Raw genomic sequence first — 20,982 nt, 5'->3', positions numbered from 1 at the left:
TGCCGCTCCCCGGACCCTCCCCATGACCGATACGCCGCTCGATCCCGATCTGCTGCGCCGCATGCATGCCTACTGGCGCGCCGCCAACTACCTCACCGTCGGCCAGATCTACCTTCGCGACAACCCCATGCTCGACGAGCCGCTGAAACGCGAGCACATCAAGCATCGCCTGCTCGGCCACTGGGGCACGACCACCGGCCTCAACTTCATCTACACCCATCTCAATCGCGCCATCGTCGACCGCGACCTCAACATGATCTACGTGATGGGCCCCGGCCACGGCGGACCCGGCCCGGTCGCGCATACCTACCTCGAAGGCTCGTACACCGAGATCTACCCGCGCATCGATCGCAGCAAGGCTGGCATGCGCGAGCTGTTCCGCCAGTTCTCCTGGCCGTATGGCATCCCGAGCCACGTCGCGCCGGAAACGCCAGGCTCCATTCATGAAGGCGGCGAGCTGGGCTATTCGCTTTCGCACGCGTTCGGCGCGGCGTACGACAACCCCGAGCTGATCGTCGCCTGTGTCGTCGGCGATGGCGAAGCGGAGACCGGTGCGCTCGCGACGAGCTGGCATTCGAACAAGTTCCTCAACCCCGTGCGTGATGGCGCGGTGCTGCCGATCCTGCACCTCAACGGCTTCAAGATCGCGAACCCCACCGTGCTCGCGCGCATCGAGCCGGATGAGCTGCGTGACCTGATGCGTGGTTACGGCTACGAGCCGCACTTCGTCGAAGGCCACGAGCCGGAGAAGATGCACCAGGCCTTCGCCGCGGCGCTGGATGCCTGCCTGGACGAGATCCGCCGGATCCAGAAGGAAGCGCGCGAAGAGAGCGCCGACAACGCACGGCGCCCGCGCTGGCCGATGATCGTGCTGCGCAGCCCCAAGGGCTGGACCGGCCCGAAGGAAGTGGATGGCAAGCCCGTGGAAGGCACATGGCGCGCCCACCAGGTACCGCTGTCGAACTTCGACAAGGACGAGCACGTGCAGCAGCTCGAAGACTGGATGAAGAGCTACGACGCGCACGAACTGTTCGACGAGGAAGGCCGCTTCCGCGAAGAGTTCGCCTCACTCGCACCGAAGGGCCAGCGGCGCATGGGCATGAACCCGCACGCGAACGGCGGCCTGTTGCTGAAGCCGCTGCACATGCCGCACTTCGCGCCGTTCGCGGAAGAGGTGAAGACGCCGGGCGACCACAAGGCCGAAGCGACGCGCGTCCTCGGGCGCTTCTTGCGCGAAGTGATGCGCCAGAACATGCATACGTTCCGTGTGTTCGGCCCCGACGAAACCGCATCCAACCGTCTCGAAGCGATCTATGAAGCGAGCCCGAAAACCTGGCTCGCCGAATACGAAGGTGTCGACATGGATCTCGCCCCCGATGGGCGGGTGATGGAAGTGCTGAGCGAGCACCAATGCCAGGGCTGGCTCGAGGGCTATCTGCTCACCGGGCGCCATGGCTTCTTCTCCTGCTACGAAGCCTTCATCCACATCATCGATTCCATGTTCAACCAGCATGCGAAGTGGCTGAAGACCACGCGCAAGATGGAGTGGCGTCCGCCGATCGCTTCGCTGAATTACCTGTTGAGTTCGCACGTGTGGCACCAGGACCACAACGGGTTCTCGCACCAGGATCCGGGTTTCATCGACCACGTGGCGAACAAGAAATCCGAGATCGTGCGGATCTACCTGCCACCGGATGCGAACTGCCTCCTGTCGGTCGCCGACCACTGCCTGCGCAGCCGGCACTACGTCAACGTGATCATCGCGGGCAAGCAGCCCGACTGGCAGTGGCTGAACATTGACGACGCCATCCGCCATTGCGCGGCGGGCGCCGGCATCTGGGAATGGGCCGGCCGTGGTGGCGACGATCCCGATGTGGTGATGGCCTGCGCCGGCGACGCGCCCACGGTGGAGGTGCTTGCCGCCGTGATGCTGCTGCGCGAGTACGTGCCCGACATCCGCATCCGCGTGGTGAACGTGGTGGACCTGATGTCGCTGGAGACGCCGGATGAGCACCCGCACGGCATGGACGACGATCGCTTCGATGACCTGTTCACGAAGGACCGTCCGGTGGTCTTCGCCTTCCATGGCTACCCCGGCATCGTGCACAAGCTCACCTACCGCCGGCACAACCACGACAACTTCCACGTGCGCGGCTACAAGGAAGAAGGCACCACGACCACGGCGCTGGACATGATGGTGTTGAACAACATGGACCGCTTCCAGCTGGCCCTCGACGTGATCAACCGCGTGCCCCGCCTGGCCGACCAGCGCGAACAGGCCGAGCAGCGCTACTGGGCCGACATCCAGCGTCACAAGCTCTACGTCAGCGAACACGGCCAGGACCTCCCCGAAGTCCGCGACTGGCAATGGCAGGCCGAGTGACCCCCGCCGTCGTGGGAGCGCGCTTGCGCGCGATGGGCCCTGCGGCAAGCACCCTGACCTCTGTGGGAGCGCGCTTGCGCGCGATTCACGCTGCCGCGAGCACCCATCGCGCGCAAGCGCGCTCCCACAACAGGAGGTTGCAACCCGCCTTGGGAAACGCATGCACATCCTCGCCCTGAACACCGGCTCGTCTTCGCTGAAATACGGCCTCTACCGCGTCGAGGGCGATACGGCGGAGCCGCTGTTCTCCGATCAGACCGACGCCCCCGGCGGCGACAGCGACCCGGTCCAGGCGATCATCAAGACCCTGCGCGAGAAGCACCTCCCCGCACCCGACGCCATCGGCCATCGCATCGTCCACGGTGGCCCGAACATCCGCGACCACGCGCTGATCGACGATGCCCTGATGGCACACCTCGAGGAAGCGAAGGCCTACGCGCCGCTGCACGTACCGCCCGCGGTGGAAATGGTGAAGCGTGCGCGCGAAGCCTTTCCCGACGCACCGCAGGTCGCTTGCTTCGACACGGCGTTCCACAAGACCATGCCGATGGTCGCGAAGACGCTGCCCCTGCCCGCCGACCTGCGCAAGGGCGGCATCGAGCGCTATGGCTTCCACGGGCTGTCGTATGAATCCATCGTGCGCCAGCTGGGCGCGGGCATCCCCGAACGCGTGGTCATCGCCCATCTCGGCAACGGCGCGAGCCTGTGCGCCGTGCGCGAGGGGAAATCGATCGATACGACGATGGGCCTCACGCCCACCGGCGGCATCGTCATGGGCACGCGCCCCGGCGATCTCGACCCGGGCGTGTTGCTGTACCTGATGCGTGAGAAGGGCTACGACGCCGAACGGCTCGAGGTGCTGGTTGATCGCGAGTCGGGCCTGAAGGGCCTTTCCGGCGGCACGAGCGACATGCGCAAGCTGCATGCGGCGAAAGACGAGGCGTCACGCCTGGCCATGGAGGTCTTCGTCCACACCGCGCGCAAGCACATCGCCGCGATGGTGGCCTCGCTCGGTGGCCTCGACCTGCTCGTGTTCACGGGTGGCATCGGCGAGAACGACGCTGTGACCCGCGATGCGATCCTCGCGGGGTTGCAGTGGATGGGCGACTTCGAAAGCCGCGTAATTCCCACGGAGGAAGACGCGCAAATCGCGCGGCACACTGCAGAGCTGGCGTAGCCCCGCGCGGGCGACGACAACATGTGGGAGTGAGCTTGCGAGCGATGCTCTTCCGCGAACCCATCGCTCGCAAGCTCACTCCCACAACAAGGAAAAGCACGCCCTTTGGCCTTGAGGCGAAGGGCGTCGCCCACAGGGTGGGCTCCTACAGCCGCACTTGTTACTCGACGACTACCGGGATCTTGCCGATCTTCGAGCGCCATTCCTTCGGGCCGGTGGTGTGCACCGAGGTGCCGGCGCTGTCGACGGCGACGGTTACCGGCATGTCCTGCACGTCGAACTCGTAGATCGCTTCCATGCCCAGGTCTTCGAACGCGAGCACGCGCGAGGACTTGATCGCCTTCGACACGAGGTACGCGGCGCCGCCGACGGCCATCAGGTACACGGCCTTGTTGTCGCGGATGGCATCGATGGCGGTGGGGCCGCGCTCGCTCTTTCCGACCATGCCGAGCAGGCCGGTGGTTTCCAGCATCTGGCGGGTGAACTTGTCCATGCGCGTCGCGGTGGTCGGACCCGCCGGGCCCACCACTTCGTCACGCACCGGATCCACCGGGCCGACGTAGTAGATGAAGCGGTTGGTGAAGTCCACCGGCAGCGTTTCGCCGCGGTTGAGCATGTCGATCATGCGCTTGTGCGCGGCGTCGCGGCCGGTGAGCAGCTTGCCGTTGAGCAGGATCACCTCGCCCGGCTGCCAGCTGTTCACTTCCTCGCGGGTGATCGTGTCGAGGTTCACGCGGCGCCCCTTCGAGGAGTCGTAGGTGAGCTTCGGCCAGTCTTCCAGCGACGGCGGCTCCAGCATGACCGGGCCCGTACCGTCCATCACGAAGTGCGCATGGCGCGTGGCCGCGCAGTTCGGGATGATCGCCACCGGCAGGTTGGCGGCGTGGGTCGGATAGTCGCTGACCTTCACGTCGAGCACGGTGGTCAGCCCACCCAGGCCCTGCGCGCCGATGCCGAGCGCGTTGACCTTCTCGTACAGCTCCAGGCGCAGCTCTTCCGCACGGTTCGACGGGCCGCGAGCCTGCAGCTCGGTGATGTCGATCGGCTCCATCAGCGATTCCTTCGCAAGCAGCATCGCCTTCTCCGCGGTGCCGCCGATGCCGATCCCGAGCATGCCCGGCGGGCACCAGCCGGCGCCCATGGTCGGCACGGTCTTCAGCACCCAGTCGACGATGGAGTCGGACGGGTTCAGCATGGCGAACTTCGACTTCGCTTCCGAGCCGCCGCCCTTCGCCGCCACGGTCACGTCGAGCTTGTCGCCCGGCACGATCGAGACGTTGACCACCGCCGGCGTGTTATCGCGCGTGTTCATGCGCTTGCCCGCCGGATCGGCCAGCACCGAGGCGCGGAGCTTGTTGTCCGGGTGGTTGTAGGCGCGGCGAACACCTTCGTTCACCATGTCTTCCACGCTCATGGTGGCATCGTCCCAGCGGACGTTCATGCCGACCTTGAGGAACACGGTAACGATGCCGGTGTCCTGGCAGATCGGCCGGTGGCCCTCGGCGCACATGCGCGAGTTGATGAGGATCTGGGCGATCGCATCCTTCGCGGCCGGGCTCTCCTCGCGCTCGTAGGCGGCGGAGAGGTTCCGGATGTAGTCCACCGGGTGGTAGTACGAGATGTACTGGAGGGCGTCTGCGACGCTCTGGATGAGGTCGTCCTGCTTGATCGAGGTCATGGTGCTACCGCTGGCTCGCTAGGCTGGCAAAACGCCAATTTTACCCCAGCTTGGCCGGTGTAAGGTGGGGCGGCTTTCCCCGGTCTTTATGCCGGTACACCCCGCACACGGAGTTCCCATGCGTTCCCGCTTCCGCACCGCCCTGTTCGCCCTGGCCCTCGTCGCTGCCGCCCTGGGCCTCGCCCAGCCGGCCCTCGCGGCCCAGACCGCCCCGGAATTCACCGGGATCGCCGCCTGGCAGAACTCCAAACCTTTGAAAATGAGCCAGTTGCGCGGCAAGGTGGTCCTCGTCGATTTCTGGGCCTATTCCTGCATCAACTGCCTGCGCACCCTGCCCCACGTCACCCGCTGGTACGACCAGTACAAGGACAAGGGCCTGGTGGTGATCGGCGTGCATTCCCCGGAATTCCCGTTCGAGAAGCAGGAAGGCAACGTCCGCGACGCCATCAAGAAGTACAACATCCACTACCCGGTGGCCCAGGACAACGACCTGGCGACCTGGGATGCCTGGGATAACCAGTACTGGCCGGCCGAGTACCTCGTGGACCAGCGCGGCAACGTGGTCGCCCACCACTTCGGCGAAGGCAACTACGCCGAGATGGAGAACGCCATCCGCACCCTGCTCGGCCTGCCGCGCCTGGCGGATGCGAAGGCGGAAACCGATAAGGACGCCCCGGACTTCAACCAGCTGGGCTCGCCGGAGATGTACTTCGGCAGCGACCGCAGCCAGAACAACGCCAGCCCCGAGGGCGCCCGCAGCGGTACCCGCGATTTCACGGCCCCGAGCCGCCTGGAACTGAACCAGTTCGCGCTGGTGGGCCGCTGGGAGATTGGCCGGCAGAACGCGAGCCTGGTGGGTTCGAGCGGCGAGATCCGCCTGCATTTCAAGGCGAAGAAGGTGCACATGGTCGCCAGCGCGAATGATCCGGTGACCCTGGAAATCGCCGTGGACGGCAAGCCCCAGGCCCCGGTGACGGTCCAGGCCTCGCAGCTCTACACGCTGTTCGAAGGCGACGGCTACAAGGACCACGTGCTGACCATCAAGGTCCCGAAGGCCAACTTCCACGCGTTTACGTTTACGTTTGGCTAAAGCTTGCCCGGACCGAGGCGAGGCCTTCGGCCTCGCGCTTACCCGACGGGTGCGGGCTCCACGAGCGGGCTGCGTTTCGCAAGATCGAGCTTCATACCAAAACTCGAAACGCCCGCAGCGAAGCCAATGAACAGGCCCAGCGCGTGCGCAAACCAGCTTCCGTGCGGGTCGAGCAGCGATGAAATGATCCCTGTCGCCAAGGCAAAGTAGCCGATCAGCCACCAGAGTCCAGGCGGAAAAGTGCGCCGGTAACCGAGGGCAACGCCTGCGATCCATCCATAGAGAGCGAATACGCCGCCGGATACGCCAAGGAATGCGTCCGACCCGATCCAGTGCGGAAGGAAAGTCAGGAAAACTCCCGGAACCAAGGCACCCGCCAGGAAGACCGACCAGATGGCGGACGAACGACCAAGGGGAAAGGCAAGCCCCGCCGCGACCATCAACATCGAGAAATTGGCCAGCCAGTGCGTCAAACCCGCATGCAGGAAAGGACCAGCGAGATAGCGCCACGGCTGCCGCGTCGCATGGTCGAATACAAGGCCATATCGCTCGACGACGCCGAACAAGCTGCCGCTACGGGCCTGCAGGAAGCACTGCAGCGCACCTGCCGCGATCATCAGCGCCCCGATGGCCATGGCATGCGAGCGAGGTTGCAGGTAACACCACGCGCAGAACCGCGCATGTACGCGCAGGCGTGGCAGATCCCGAAACAGGAAGGCGTATTGAACGCCAATGAATGCCAGTAACAGGGAAATGGCCGCGCTGGCCTTGATAAAAAATGGGTCGTGCGCCTGGCCACCGGTGAGCGCGAATCCAGTTGCCATACACAGCATCATGAGCAATAGCAGCCGGTACTGCCAGATCAATCGCGTCTGAAGCCTCGATGCCATGCCGGGGAAGCAGATGGGAGGAAGCATCCGAACCGCCCCCGGCTCTGACACCAGCAGCGGATCAAGCGTGTGCCACTGCCACGTAGCGCGGTGGACCGCGACTTCGCCTGCCAGCCTGCGGCCGAAAGGCGGCCGCCATGCCGACCAACCATTCGGCGCGCGCGGAAAACTCTCGTCGGAATTCCAGTCCATTTTTATCTTCCATCCCAGAACGGCATGGGAGCCATTGTCACCCAATGCTCGGGCGAATTGAGTGGTAGTACGATATATCGTCAAACCACTTGCAAGAGTGTGTCTTGCGATATATCGTACGACCACTACGTACGATATATCGGAGAACCCCCATGCACTTCTGGCACCACGCCAAGCGGCATTTCCGCGATGAAATGCACCAGCGCCACCACGAACACTTCCACGCCATGGGCCGCGGCGGCCGCTTCGGTGGCGGCGGTCCCTTCGGCTTCGACGAACGCGACGCCGGCATGCGCGGCGGCCGCGGCGGTGGCCGGTTTGGCGGCGGCGGACGCATGTTCGGCACCGGCGACCTGCGCCTCCTGCTCCTCGCCCTCATCGAAGAACAGCCCCGCCACGGCTACGAACTCATCCGCACCATCGAAGAGATGTTCGAAGGCCAGTACAGCCCCAGCCCCGGCGCCATCTACCCCACCCTCACCATGCTCGAGGAACTCGGCTACGCGCGGGTGGAAGCGGAAACCGGCGGCAAGAAGCTTTACGCCATCACCGACGAAGGCAAGGCCTTCCTCACCGAGAACCGCGACACCCTCGAAGCCCTCACCGAACGCCTCCAGGTCATGTCCCGCCACATGCGCCGCATGACCGTGCCCGAGGGCGTGCGCGAAGCGATGCACGTGATGAAGTACCAGCTGCTGAACCACCACAAGGCGTGGGATGAAGCGGAGACGAAGCGCGTCGCGGCGATTATCGAAGCGGCGGCGAAGCAGATCGCGGAGCGCCACGGATGAGCGAGAAACACGCCATCCAGCGCATGCGCCATGAAGTGCGCATGCGCATGCTCACCGTCGTGAAGGTGCAGACGCTCACGCCGCACATGGTCCGTATCACCGTCCAGGGGCCGGAGCTCGAAGGCTTTCCTTCCGCCTCGCCGGACGACCACGTGAAGCTGTTCTTCCCCGTCGCCAACGGCGAATTCAACATGCCGGTGATGACGGCGGACGGTCCGCAATACCCGGAAGGCAAGGAGCCTTCACCGGCGCGTGACTACACGCCGCGCGCCTTCCGCGCCGATGCGCTCGAGCTGGATCTCGACTTCGTCATCCATGGCGAAGGCCCAGCTTCCACCTGGGCGGAGAAGGCGAAGGTCGGCGACAAGCTGGGCGTCGGTGGTCCGCGTGGCTCGATGATCGTGCCGGGTGACTACGACCACTACGTGCTGGTCGGCGATGAAACCGCCCTGCCCGCGATCGGGCGCTGGCTGGAGGAGATGCCGGCGGGCACGCAGGTGACGGTGCTCGCGGAGATTGCCTCCGAGAGCGAGAAGCAGGCTCTGGCCCGTGAGGCGCGCTGGTTCATCCGCGGGGCTTCGCCTTCGCTCGATGAGGCGGTGGCTGCGTTGCCGATCCCTGCGGGCGATACGTTCTGGTGGGTTGCCACGGAGTCGAAGCGGGCGCGTGAGTTGCGTTCGTTGCTGGTGGAGACGCGTGGGATCGATAAGGATTGGGTGAAGGCTACGGGGTATTGGCAGGCCTGAGCGCGCTGCGCGCGCATCGCGTGCAAGCACGCTCCCACACGACAACCTTGTGGCCTGGGCGGTTTCGCGAAAGATGTCGCCCACAGGGTGGGCTCCTACGGTACATCGCGTGCAAGCACGCTCCCACAACGGCGTTCTTTGTGGGAGCGTGCTTGCACGCGATAGCTTGCGACTACGTCAGAAGTTCCAGCGCACCCCCAGGTTCACCGCATCGCTGCGGGTGTGCGTCGCACGGTCGGTGCTGTAGTAGACGAACGCGCTGGCCGCAGGCGTGAAGTCGAAGCTGGCGCCTACCGCACCCTGCCAGTGGTTCTTCATCGGGCGTGAGCCTTCCACGGCGAAGCTGTCGGTCGGGAGGCCGGCGAAACTGTTGTTCACCGAGACCGTATCGTCCTTCGTGTTGTGCAGGTAACGCACCATCGCGATCGGGTGCAGCTTCGTGCCCGCCACGCCCAGGTCCACATCGCCCGACAGGCGCAGGCCGGCGCCGTACTGCATGCTGGTCGCCGAGGCCTTGCCCACCTTCAGGTCCGCATCGCCCGCGCCCTTTTCCGTGAAGCTGTCGTACTTGACCTTGCTGTAGTACGCGCCGACGAACGGTTCGAGATGCATCGCGTTGCCGACGTTGAAGCGGAAGCCACTCTCGATGGCGCCGTTGGTCGACTTGCCGTCGTAGTCACCGCGCGCTTCCGGCGTGTAGCCACCGACGTTGATCCGGCGATGGCTGTCGCCATCATGCCAGCCGTACGACGCCAGGCCTTCGATCCAGAACTGCTTGTCGTTGAAGTACAGGGCATGCAGGCCAACCGCCGCCTGGTCCACGTCGGTGTAATCGCCGCGGCTGTGCACTTCCGTCCGCGCGTTGGCCAGGTTCATGTGCACACCGGCGCGGAAGTCGTTGCCGAGATCCGTATCGGTACCGACCACGATGCCGTGAATTCGGTAATCGGCCCGTGCCACGTTCGCGCTCCGCGAGAGATCGCTGCTTGAGGTATACGGCTCGGTCCACACCGCCGTGCCACGCTCACCCGTATCGCGATCCAGCTTCAGGCGGTAGAACACCGAATCCTGGTACTGGCTCTGCCCGGTGAGTTCCGCCTGTGCGGCCGACGCATACGTTTCGCCGGTGAGCGAGTCGAAGGCACTGTGCACCTGCGCCGAGTGCAGGCCGCGCAGGTAGCCCAGCAAGGTCGGCAGTGGTTCGCTACCCGTGGCCGCGCCCTGCCCGGCCGCACCCTGCAGCACGCCAGCGCCTGCGCCCTGGTTCGGCGTGAGTCCCGGGAACTGGTCGAAACCGGTGCCCTCGCCACCCGGGCTCACCGGGCCGCCCGTGCCGGCCTGGCTCAGGGTCACCGTGACGGTGTTGCCGTTCGTGGTCACGCCTTCATCGAGGAACGGAAGGTCACCCTTCACCACGCTGCCGTACGTGCCGTTGATCGGTGTGTTCGAGGTCACGACGGTATACGTCGTCGAGTTGCCGAAGCTGCCATTGCCTACGGGCGTGGTCGTCAGCGTACCGCCCACCGTTGTCGGCCCGTTCGAGACGATGCTGTCGTTGCTGCCGTTGGGATTGATGTGGATGACCGTGTGCGAATTGCCGGTCTGGTTCAGGCCGCCGGTGGTGAGCACCGTACCCGCCGTGCCAGTGTCGGCCGCGGCGCCGCTCGCGCCCGGGATACCGCCCGGGGCGACCGTGCCGTTATCGACCGTGACCGGCCCGGTGATCGTGCCGCCACCCACCACACCGCCGCCATTACCCACCGTGACCGGGCCGCCCAGCGTGCCGTTCACCACGAGGTTGCCACCGATCGTCGTACCGCCGGCGAAAGTGACGTTGGTGCCTGCGCCGATCACGAGCGTGCCCGCGGGGGCGTTGAGGTTGCCGATGCCGTTGAAGACGCCGTTCTGCAGCGTGCCTTCGCCGTCGCCGCCGATGTTGAGCGTGGTGCCCGCGTTGCCGTTCACGGTGCCGGTCACCGTCGGCAGGTTGCCGTAGGTGAGGTTCAGGCTGCCGCCGCCGAGGTTGAGCGTGCCGGCGATCGGGCCCGTGGCGGTCACGTTGTTCGCTGCGCCGTTCAGGCCGGCCGTCGCGCCCGCGCCGACGGACACGCCGCCCATGTAGCTATCCGTGGCATTGAGCGTTCCGGCATTGACGGTGAGGTTGCCGGTGTAATCCGCCAGCGAGCCGCCGAGGGTCAAGGTGCCGGTGCCTTCCTTGTCGATACCACCTGTGCCGGAGAGCGCGCCGTTGAGCGTGAGGTCGTTCGAGCCATCCACGGTGACGCCATCGGCACCCACGCTCACGCTGTTCGGCAGGGTCACCGTGGTGCCTGCTTCCAGCGTCGCGTTGTTGATGGCGAGATCGCCGCTGCCCAGGGCGGTGTCGCTGCCGACGGTGAGCGAACCGCCATCCACCGTGGTGCCGCCGGAGTACGTGTTGTTGCCGTTGAGCGCGAGCGCCTTCAGGTTCAGCTTGAACAGGCGGCCCGTGCCGCTGATGTCGCCATCCAGAGACAGCGCGTCGTCACCGAGGAGGTTGAGGTCGGCGTTGAGCGCGATGTCGTTCGCCAGCGCAAGCGGCCCGGTACCCATGAGGGACGCCGCGCCACCGACGGTCAGCGCGCCCGTACCGAGCGCCTGGTTGTTGCCGAGCACCAGTCCACCCGCATTGAGCGTGACGCCACCGCTGAAGATGTTCGCGCCGCCCAGGCCCAGGTTGCCCGCGCCATTCTTCACCAGGCCACCGGTGCCGGTGATCGTGCTGTTCACGATGGCGTCCGTGGCGCCGCCCAACGTCAGCGTGCTGCCACCGAGCGCGACCGTGCTCCCGGCGACGCCGTTGAGCGAAGCGATCGACTGGTCACCGCCCGCGCTGATGTCGAACGTACCCGTGCCAGCGAGGTTCACTGCACCGTCCGGCGAAAGGCTGCCGCCCGCGCCAACCGCGAGCGTGCCCGCGTTGATCGTCGTGCCGCCGGTGTAGCTGTTGGCACCGCTGAGGGTGAGCGTCGCAGCGCCGTTCTTGGTGAGGCTGCCACCACCCGAGATGGACCCGGCCAGCGTGGTGTCGTTGCTACCGGCGACGGTGAGCCCCGCGTTGAGTGCCACATCGTTGGCGAGTGTCACTGCAGCGCTGGTGTCCAGCGTCGCATCGCCGCCGACGATGAAGGTGCCCGTGCCCAGCGCGGCATCGTCGCCCGCGACGAGCGTGCCGGCGTTGAGCGTGACGCCACCGCTGAAGGTGTTCGCTCCGCCTAGCACCTGCGTGCCGAGGCCGTTCTTCACCAGGCGGCCGGTGCCGCTGATGATGCCGTCGTAGGTCGCGTTACCGACGCCATTGAGTACCAGACCGTTGCCGCCGAGGGTGACGGCGCTGCCGGCCACGCCGGCGAGCTGGCCGATGGTGACATCGCCATTCGCTCCGGCGATGTCGAAGCCCGTACCCGCGGCGTTAAGCGTCACTGCGCCGGTCGGAGAAAGGCTGCCGCCCGCGCCGATCGCCAGGATACCGGCATCGATGAACGTGCCTCCGGTGTACGTGTTGGTCCCGGTCAGCGTCTCGGTGCCGGTGCCCACCTTGGTCAGGCTGCCGGTGCCGGCGATCGAACCACCGAACGTGCCGTCGGTCGGGCCGCCCACCACCAGCGCGTTGTCGCCGAGGTTGACCGTGCCTTCGCCGATCAGCGTGCCGAACTGCTGCGTGCCGTTGCCCGCCGAGAGATCGAACGTGGCACCGGTGGCGAGGTTCACGATGCCGGTGGAAGCAAGGCTCGCACCCGCGCCCAGCGCCAGGGTGCCGGCGTTGATGTAGGTGCCACCGGTGTACGTGTTGGTGCCATTCAAGGTGAGCGTTGCCGCACCGTCCTTCGACAGGCTGCCCGTGCCACTGAGATCGCCGTTGAGGGTCAGGTCGTTGCTGCCGAGCACGTCGAGCCCGGCATTGAGCACCATGTCGTTGGTCAGCGTCAGGGCCGTATTCGTATCGAGCGTCGATGCGCCGCCCACCGTGAGCGTGCCCGTGCCCAATGCGGCGTTGTTGCCAAGCACCAGGCCACCATCATTCAGCGTGACGCCACCGGTAAAGGTGTTCGCGCCGTTTAGGGTTTGCGTACCGGCGCCGTCCTTGATGAGGCCACCGCTGCCCGTGATCACGCCGTCGTACGTGCTGTTGCTCGTACCGCCGAGCGTGAGGGAGCTACCGCCCAGGGTCACGTTGCTACCTGCGGTGCCGCCAAGCGAACCGATCGCCTGGTTGCCGCCCGCCGAGATATCGAACGTGCCGCCGGAGTTGACGTTTACGGCGCCGGTCGAGGCCAGGCTGCCGCCCGCGCCAATGGCGAGCGTGCCGCCATTGATGGTGGTGCCACCGGTATAGGTGTTCGCGTTGGTGAGCGTGAGCGTGGCCGCGCCATCCTTCGTGAGGCCACCTGCGCCCGACAGCACGCCACCGAGCGTGAGGGCGTTGCTGCCGGCGAAGGTCAGGCCGGCGTTGAGCAGGATGTCGTTATCGATCGCCGTGGGCGTGGGCACGGAAGCATCCAGCGTGCCCGCACCCGCCACGGTCAGCGCACCGGTTCCGAGCGCTGCGTTGTTCCCGATGGCAAGCGTGCCCTCGTTGAGGGTAACGCCGCCGGAGAACGTGTTCGCGCCATTCAGCGTCAGCGTGTTCGCGCCATCCTTCACGAGGCCACCGGTGCCGGTGATCGTGCTCGCGACGGATCCATTGGCAGTGCCATTGATCGTGAGCGTGTTGCCGCCCAGCGACACGATGCCGCCGGCCACGCCGTTGAGCGACCCCACGGCCTGGTTGCCGGCCGCCGTGATGTCGAAGGCCGCGCCAGGCGCCGCGATCGTCACCGCACCCTGCGGCGAAAGGCTGCCGCCCGCGCCGATCGCAAGCGTCCCCTCGTTGATGAAGGTGCCGCCAGTGTAGGTGTTGGTGCCGGTGAGCGTCTCGGTGCCCGTGCCAAGCTTGGTGAGGCTACCCGTACCGCCGATGGAACCGCTGAAGGTGCCGTCCGTCGCCCCACCGACATTGATGTTGTTGCCGCCGACATTGACCATGCCGGAGCCGACGAGCGTGCCGATGGTCTGGGTGCCGTTGCCGGCCGACAGATCGAACAGCGCGCCGTCGGCGAGGTACACGACGCCGTTGGCGTAGAGGCTGGCATTCGCTCCCAGGGCGAGCGTGCCGGCGTTGATCTCCGTGCCACCCGTGTACGTGTTCGCGCCGTTCAAGGTCAGCAGCGCGTTACCGTTCTTCACCAGGCCGCCGGCACCGGAGAGGCTGCCATCGAGTGTCAGGTTATTCGTGCCCGGGACGGTCAGGCCGGCGTTGAGCACGATGTTGTTGCCGAGCGTGACCGGGCTGGTGCTATCCAGCGATGCGGCGCCTGCCACGGTCAGCGTACCCGTGCCAAGCGCGCTGTTGTTGCCAACGAGCAGGCCGCCGTTGTTGAGCGTGATGCCGCCCGTGAACGTGCTGACCCCACCCAGTTCCTGGATGCCCGCACCATTCTTCACTAGGCCGCCCGCACCGGCGATAACGCCATCGAAGGCATGGTTGGCCGCGTTACCGAAGGTGAGCGTCTCGTTGCCGAGGTTGAGGTTGGTCCCTGCCACGCCGGATAGCGAACCCACCGTCTGGTTCGCGCCGCTGCCCGAGATATCGAAGCCCGCGCCTGCCGTGGTGAGGTTCACATCGGTGCCGGACGCGAGGCTTCCGCCGGCACCGAGGGCCAGCGTGCCCGCGTTGATCGTGGTGCCACCGGTATAGGTGTTGGTGCCACTCAATACCTGGGTGCCGGTCCCGTTCTTCACCAGCCCGCCGGTACCGCCGATCGTGCCACCGAACGTGCCGTTCCCGTCCCCATTGCCCAGGGTAAGCGTGTTGGAACCCAGCGAGACCGTGGTGCCCGCCGCGCCATTGAGCGCGCCGATCGCGGGCGCGGTGGTGGCGCTCACGTCAAACACCGTACCCGGCGCGGCGAGGTTCACCGCGCCCGTGGCGGCCAGGCTACCGCCCGCGCCAAGGGCGAGCGTGCCGGCATTGATCGTGGTGCCGCCGGTGAAAGTACTGGCGCCGGTGAGCGTCTGCGTGCCTGCGCCCTGCTTCACCAGGCCGCCCGTGCCGCCGATGCTTCCGCCGAACGTGCCGTTAGCCCCACCGCCCAGCGCGATGCTGTTCGCACCGAGCGCCACATTGCCGTTACCCGTCAGCGTACCCACCGTCTGCGTGCCGGTGCCACCGGACACATCCAGCGTGGCATTGCTTGCCAGGTTCACCGTGCCACTCGCCGAGAGGCTCCCACCGGCGCCGAGGGCCAGCGTGCCGGCGTTGATGTTGGTGCCACCGGTGTAGGTGTTGGCACCCGTCAAGGTCAGTGTCGCGGCACCGTCCTTGGTCAGGCCGCCGTTGCCGCTGAGCACACCGTCGAGGGTAAGCGCATTGTTGCCGAGCACGGTCAGGCCCGCATTCAGGACGACGTTGTTCGCCAGCGCCACCGGACCGTTGCTATCGAGCGTCGCCGCGCCACCGACGGTGAGCGCGCCCGTGCCGAGGGCACTGTTGTTGCCTACGACCAGGCCGCCCGCATTCAGCGCGGTGCCGCCGCTAAAGGTGCTCGCGCCGCCGAGGGTCTCCACGCCTGCGCCGACCTTGACGATGCCACCGGTGCCGGTAATCGCGCCGTTGTACGCGTGGTCTGTCGCATTGCCAAAGGTGAGCGTCTGCCCACCCAGGCCTACGGTCGTTCCGGTCACGCCGCTCAACGAACCGATCGTCTGGTTCGCGCCACTGGCGGAAATATCGAACGCCGCACCCGCCGTCGTGAGGTTCACATCGCCGGTGGCAGCGAGCTTGCCGCCAGCGCCAAGGGCCAGCGTGCCCGCGTTGATCGTGGTGCCACCGCTATACGTGTTGGTACCTGTCAGCGTGACCGTTGCGGCGCCATCTTTCACCAGCGCACCAGCGCCGGAGATCGTGCCGCCGAGCGTCATCGCGTTGCTGCCTGCGAGGTCGAGCGCGGCGCCCGATGCGATGGCAATGGCATTACCCACCGTCACCGGGGTATTCGCATCGAGCGAAGCCGAGCCACCGACCGTCAGCGTGCCCGAGCCGAGCGCGTTGTTATTCCCGAGCAAGAGGCCGCCCGCATTGAGCGTGACGCCACCGCTGAACGTATTCGCGCCACCCAGCTCCTGGATGCCCAGGCCGTTCTTCACCAGGCCGCCGGTGCCGCCGATCACGCCATCGTAGCTGCCGTTGCTGACACCACCGAGGGTCAGCGTATTGGCACCGAGGGTCACGGTGCTACCCGTGACACCGTTCAGTACGCCGATGGTCTGGTTGCCACCGCCGCTGATGTCGAAGCCCGTACCCGCTGCCGTGAGGTTTACGCCACCGGTGGCGGCGAGGCTGCCACCGGCACCGAGAGCCAGCGTGCCCGCATTGATCAGCGTGCCGCCCGTGAAAGTGTTGGCGCCCGTGAGCGTTTCCTTGCCCGCGCCCTGCTTGATGAGGCCGCCCGTGCCCGCGATCGCACCGCTGAACGTGCCGTCGGTCGGGCCGCCGAGGGTGACGGTGTTCGCACCGAGGTTGATGGTGCCACCGCCGATCAGCGTGCCGAAGCTCTGCGTGCCATTGCCGGCCGAGAGATCCAGCGTGCTGCCGGTGACGAGGTTGAGGATGCCGCTGGACGCGAGGCTGGCATTCGCACCGAGTGCCAGCGTACCGGCGTTCACCGTGGTGCCGCCGGTATACGTGTTCGCGCCATTCAAGGTGAGCACGGACGAACCGTTCTTCGTCAGGCCACCCGTACCACTCAGCACGCCGTTCAACGTGAGCGCGTTGGAGCCAAGCACCGTGAGGCCGGCATTCAGCGCGATGTTGTTGGCCAGGGCCACCGGGCCATTGCTGTCGAGCGTCGAAGCGCCCGCCACCGTGAGCGTGCCGGTACCGAGTGCGCTGTTGTTGCCGACGATCAGCCCGCCCGCGTTGAGCGACGTGCCGCCACTGAAGGTGCTGGCACCGTTGAGCGTCTCCACGCCGGAACCGACCTTCACGATGCCACCGGTGCCGGTGAAGATGCCGCTATAGGTCTGGTTGGTCGCCTTGCCGAACGTCAGCACCTGGCTACCCAGGCTCACGGTGGTACCGCCGACACCGCTGAGCGAGCCGATGGTCTGGTTGGCGCCGCTACCCGAGATATCGAACGTGGCGCCCGCAGTGGCGAGGTTCACATCGCCGGTATTGGCGAGGCTCGCGCCCGCGCCGAGGGCGAGCGTGCCGCCCGCGACCGTCGTGCCGCCGGAGTAGGTATTGGCGGCGCCAAGCGTCAGCGTGGCATCGCCGTTCTTGGTGAGGCCGCCCGTACCCGACACGACGCCACCGAGGGTCAGTGCGTTGCTGCCAAGCACATTGAGGTTGGCGCCCGCGGCGAGGGCCACGTTATTGGTCGTGTTTACCGCCGCCGAGGTATCGAGCGTGGCGTTGGCACCGACATTGAGTGAACCGGTACCCAGGGCGCCACTGTTACCGAGCACCAGGCCGCCGGCATTGAGGTTCACGCCGCCACTGAACGCATTAGCGCCACCGAGCGTGAGCACCGAACCGCCGTTCTTGATGAGACCGCCCGTGCCGGACACGACGCCACCGAGCGCCACGTTCTGGCTGCCGAGCAGGTTGAGACCCGCGCCAAGGTTCACGTTGTTCGCGAGGCTGACGGCGGCCGTGCTGTCGAGCGTGGTCGCACTGCTGACAGTCAAGGCACCGGTACCCAGCGCATTGCTGTTACCGACCACCAGGCCGCCGCCGCTGACGTTCAGCCCACCGCTGAAGGTGTTCACCCCATTGAGCGTGAGCAGGCCCGTGCCCGTCTTCGTGAGCGCACCCGTGCCAGCAACCACGCCGCCGAGTGTCGTGGCGGTGTTGCCGGGCAGCGTAAGGACCGCGCCTGTGCCGAGGTTCACCGCATTGGTGAGGTTGAGCACGCCGGTCGAACCCAGCGTGGCGCTACCGCCGACATTCAGCGCACCCGTGCCAAGGGCGCCAGGGTTGCCCAACTGAAGCGTGCCCGCGTTGAGGTTCACGCCGCCGGTGAAGGTATTTGCGCTGCCCAGCGTCAGCGTGGTGCCCGCGCCGTTCTTCGTAAGGCTGCCCGCGCCGGTGATCACGCCACCAAGCGTCGTATCGTTTGTACCGGCCAGCGTCAGCCCGGCGCCCAGGTTGATGTTATTGGTGATCGTGTAGGCGCCAGAGGTACCGAGCGTACTCGCGCCACTCACGGTGAGCGCACCGCTGCCGAGCGCCCCGGCATTTCCAAGGATGAGCCCACCGGCGTTAAGCGTGACACCACCCGTGAAGGTGTTTGCGCCACCGAGCGTCTGCACGCCGACACCTGTCTTCACCAGGCCGCCCGAGCCGGAAATGATGCCGTCCATGGTGCGGCTGGCGCCGTCACTGCCAAACGTCAGCGTATTTGCACCGAGCGCCACGGTCGTGCCGGCGACCCCCGCAAGGCCGCCAATGACCTGGTTGCCCGCGGCCGAGATATCGAAGCCCGCCCCCGCGGCGGTGAGGTTCACCAGGCCCGAGGCGGCCAGGCTGCCACCTGCGCCAAGAGCGACGCTACCGGCGTTGACCGTGAGGCCACCGGTGAATGTGTTGGCCCCGCCAAGGGTGAGCGTGGACGCGCCGTTCTTCTGCAACGCACCCGTACCCGCGATCACCCCGTTGAAGGTCAACGGCTGGCCGCCGAGCACATTGAGGGCTGCGCCACCGCCAAGGTTGACGTTGTTGCCCAGCGCGATGCCCGGTGCCAACGCATCGATGGTCGTATTCGCATTGACATTCAGCGCACCCGTGCCCAGGGCCGCGTTATTGCCGACCAGGAGGCCGCCGCCGAACGTCGTGGTACCACCGCTGTACGTGTTCGCGCCATTCAGCGTCAGCAGCGATGCGCCGTTTTTCACCAGGCTGCCGGTGCCGCTGATGACGCCGGTGTTGAAGACCAGGGGCTGCCCGCCGAGCAGGCTCAGGCTGCTGCCGGCGCCGAGGACCACGTTGTTGGTGAGGGTCAGGGCCGCATTGGTATCGAGGCTGACCGCACCGCCGACGGACAAGGCGCCGGTGCCGAGCGCATTGGCATTGCCCAGCACGAGGCCGCCCGCATTGAGCGCGACGCCACCGGTAAGCGTCGAGTTGTTGCCCGAAAGCGTGAGGATGCCCGAGCCCACCTTGACCAGTCCGCCCGACCCCGACAACGTGCCCGCGTAGCTCATGCTCGAGTTGATGCCGCCCAGGGTAAGCGTCTTGCTACCGAGCGTCACCGAGCCGTTACCCCCCAGGGAAAGGATCGTCTGGTTGGGGGCCGCCGAAAGATCCACGGTCGTACCCGCACCCAGGTTCAGTGCCGTGCTCGCGGCGAGCGAGCCACCCGAGCCCAGCACAACGCCGCCGCCGGTGACGTTGAAGGCACCGGTCAACCCATAAGCGCCGCCGAGCGTCAGGGTGCCCGGGCCGCCCTTGGTCAGGTTACCCGAGCCGGACAGCGTGCCATTCAGGGCCAGCGGTTGGCTACCGAGCAGGCTCAGCGTGGTGCTGGGATTAACGATGATGTTGTTGACGAAGTTGAAGTTCTGCGCGGAGGTATCCAGCGTTGCGTTGCCGCCCACCGTCAGCGTGCCGGTGCCCAGTGCGCCGGCATTCGTGAGCAGCAACCCGCCCGCGTTGAGATTCACCCCGCCCGTGAACAGGTTCGCGCCGCCGAGGGTGACGACGGCCGTGTTGGTGACGTTGAGGCCGCCCGAGCCGGTAAGCACACCGTTCAGGGCGAAGGCATTGCTGCCACCCAGTGTCAGCCGCCCACCGAGCGACACCGCGTTCGTGAGCGCGAGCGCCGTGCCCGAGCTTGATGCGATGGTGCCGCCATTCGCGGTGAGCGTGCCCGGGCCGAAGGCGGCGGCGTTATTGAAGTTCACCAGGCCGTCGTTGATCCGGGTATCCGCGACTGCCACCGGGCCGAGCAGGTTCCAGGTGCCGCTATTGACGACCAGGTGGTCGAAGTTCCTGTAGACGGCGCCGTTGATGTCCGTGATCGCGCCCGTGGTGCCGGAGCCCGGACCCGTGGGCGAATTCTGCAGCACCAGGGAGTCGTTGTTACCCGTACCACCGTCGACCGTGCCCGCCGCGGCGATCTTGATCGTAAGGAGGCCGAGCACGTTCAGCGCCACTTCGACGCCATCGCTGATGACGCGTGACCCGGACACCGCGGTGAATGTATTGCCCGCGGCGGCATCGCCCAGGGCCACGCTGCCATTGACCGTACCGTTGTTGATGAACGTATTGCCGCTGCCGACCGCAGCCGAGGTAAGGAAGCCAGTACGGCCGGTGATCGTGCCGTTGTTCACCATGTTGGTCTGCGCACCGCCGTACGACACGATGGCAACCGCATCGGCCGCCTTGACCGTGCCGCCGCCCAGCAGCGACATTTCGATCGTGCCATTGTTCGTGATGTTGGTGACGCCGCCGCTGCCGTTCTGCAGCTGCAACGCCTGGCCACCGAGACCCAGTAGTGAGCCCACGTTGAACACGCCACGGATATAGGCGTTGGACAGGTTGTTGACGTTGATGGTGTTGGCGGTGGCGTTCCCGATGAACACCGACGGGTTCGCCAGGTTGATGCCACCCAGGGACGGGTCGATGATGCCCGAGTTATTCAGCGTGAAGCCGTTGCCCGTGAAGTTGATCGGCGGACCAGAACCCAGCAGCGGCACCGTCATCGTCGTGCCGGAGGCGATGTTCACCGTGACGTTATTGCCGGTGAGGGTTGGCGGCACATTGATGACGCCGCCTGAGCAGTTATAGGTACTGCCAGTAAGCGTGCACGACTGCGCCAGCGCCACCGTGGGCACGAGCGGCATGGCAAGGAGGGAAGCCAGCGCGAGGTAGATCCCCTTGCGGCGTGGAAGACGACGTACGTGCGCTGCGCGCTGGCTCATTGGATTTACCCCTGCCATGTCCATGGTGGTTGCAG

General features: G+C 66.3%; 8 protein-coding genes. 5 read left to right on the top strand and 3 right to left on the bottom strand.

Features of this window, described 5'->3' with window-relative positions; all coding sequences use genetic code 11:
- Positions 1-22: 22 nt before the first annotated feature.
- Together ACZ6YI_RS04610 and ACZ6YI_RS04605 are read left to right on the top strand one after the other, a co-directional pair.
- Complete coding sequence (locus ACZ6YI_RS04610; RefSeq protein WP_465777610.1) at positions 23-2,383, top strand: phosphoketolase family protein; 2,361 nt, start codon at positions 23-25, stop codon at positions 2,381-2,383.
- 160 nt (positions 2,384-2,543) lie between these two features.
- On the top strand, positions 2,544-3,560 hold the full coding sequence (locus tag ACZ6YI_RS04605; RefSeq protein WP_465777609.1) for an acetate/propionate family kinase: 1,017 nt from the start codon (positions 2,544-2,546) through the stop codon (positions 3,558-3,560).
- A 160-nt stretch (positions 3,561-3,720) separates the two neighbouring features.
- Here ACZ6YI_RS04605 and ACZ6YI_RS04600 read toward each other — a convergent pair whose 3' ends face one another.
- Positions 3,721-5,238, bottom strand: a complete 1,518-nt coding sequence (locus ACZ6YI_RS04600; protein WP_465777608.1) for a fumarate hydratase — start codon at positions 5,236-5,238, stop codon at positions 3,721-3,723.
- A gap of 118 nt (positions 5,239-5,356) precedes the next feature.
- On the opposite strand from ACZ6YI_RS04600, the gene ACZ6YI_RS04595 reads away from it, so the two are divergent.
- Positions 5,357-6,328, top strand: a complete 972-nt coding sequence (locus ACZ6YI_RS04595; protein ID WP_440325111.1) for a thioredoxin family protein — start codon at positions 5,357-5,359, stop codon at positions 6,326-6,328.
- Positions 6,329-6,366: 38 nt separating this feature from the next.
- Here the strand turns inward: ACZ6YI_RS04595 and ACZ6YI_RS04590 are convergent, their stop codons facing one another.
- Positions 6,367-7,410, bottom strand: a complete 1,044-nt coding sequence (locus tag ACZ6YI_RS04590) for a rhomboid family intramembrane serine protease (protein WP_465777607.1) — start codon at positions 7,408-7,410, stop codon at positions 6,367-6,369.
- 152 nt (positions 7,411-7,562) lie between these two features.
- On the opposite strand from ACZ6YI_RS04590, the gene ACZ6YI_RS04585 reads away from it, so the two are divergent.
- On the top strand, positions 7,563-8,201 hold the full coding sequence (locus tag ACZ6YI_RS04585) for a PadR family transcriptional regulator (RefSeq protein ID WP_465777606.1): 639 nt from the start codon (positions 7,563-7,565) through the stop codon (positions 8,199-8,201).
- Positions 8,198-8,947 carry a siderophore-interacting protein gene (locus ACZ6YI_RS04580; RefSeq protein WP_465777605.1) on the top strand — a complete coding sequence of 250 codons (750 nt, stop codon included), beginning with the start codon at positions 8,198-8,200 and terminating at the stop codon, positions 8,945-8,947. The genes ACZ6YI_RS04585 and ACZ6YI_RS04580 overlap by 4 nt, the downstream gene beginning before the upstream one ends.
- Positions 8,948-9,124: 177 nt before the next feature.
- Here the strand turns inward: ACZ6YI_RS04580 and ACZ6YI_RS04575 are convergent, their stop codons facing one another.
- A complete protein-coding gene (locus ACZ6YI_RS04575; RefSeq protein ID WP_465777604.1) occupies positions 9,125-20,947 on the bottom strand; it encodes an autotransporter-associated beta strand repeat-containing protein in 11,823 nt (3,940 codons plus the stop codon).
- Positions 20,948-20,982 lie beyond the last annotated feature (35 nt).

It is taken from the genome of Luteibacter sp. NPDC104163 (assembly GCF_055584245.1).
This window is presented reverse-complemented; position numbering and strand designations above follow the sequence as displayed.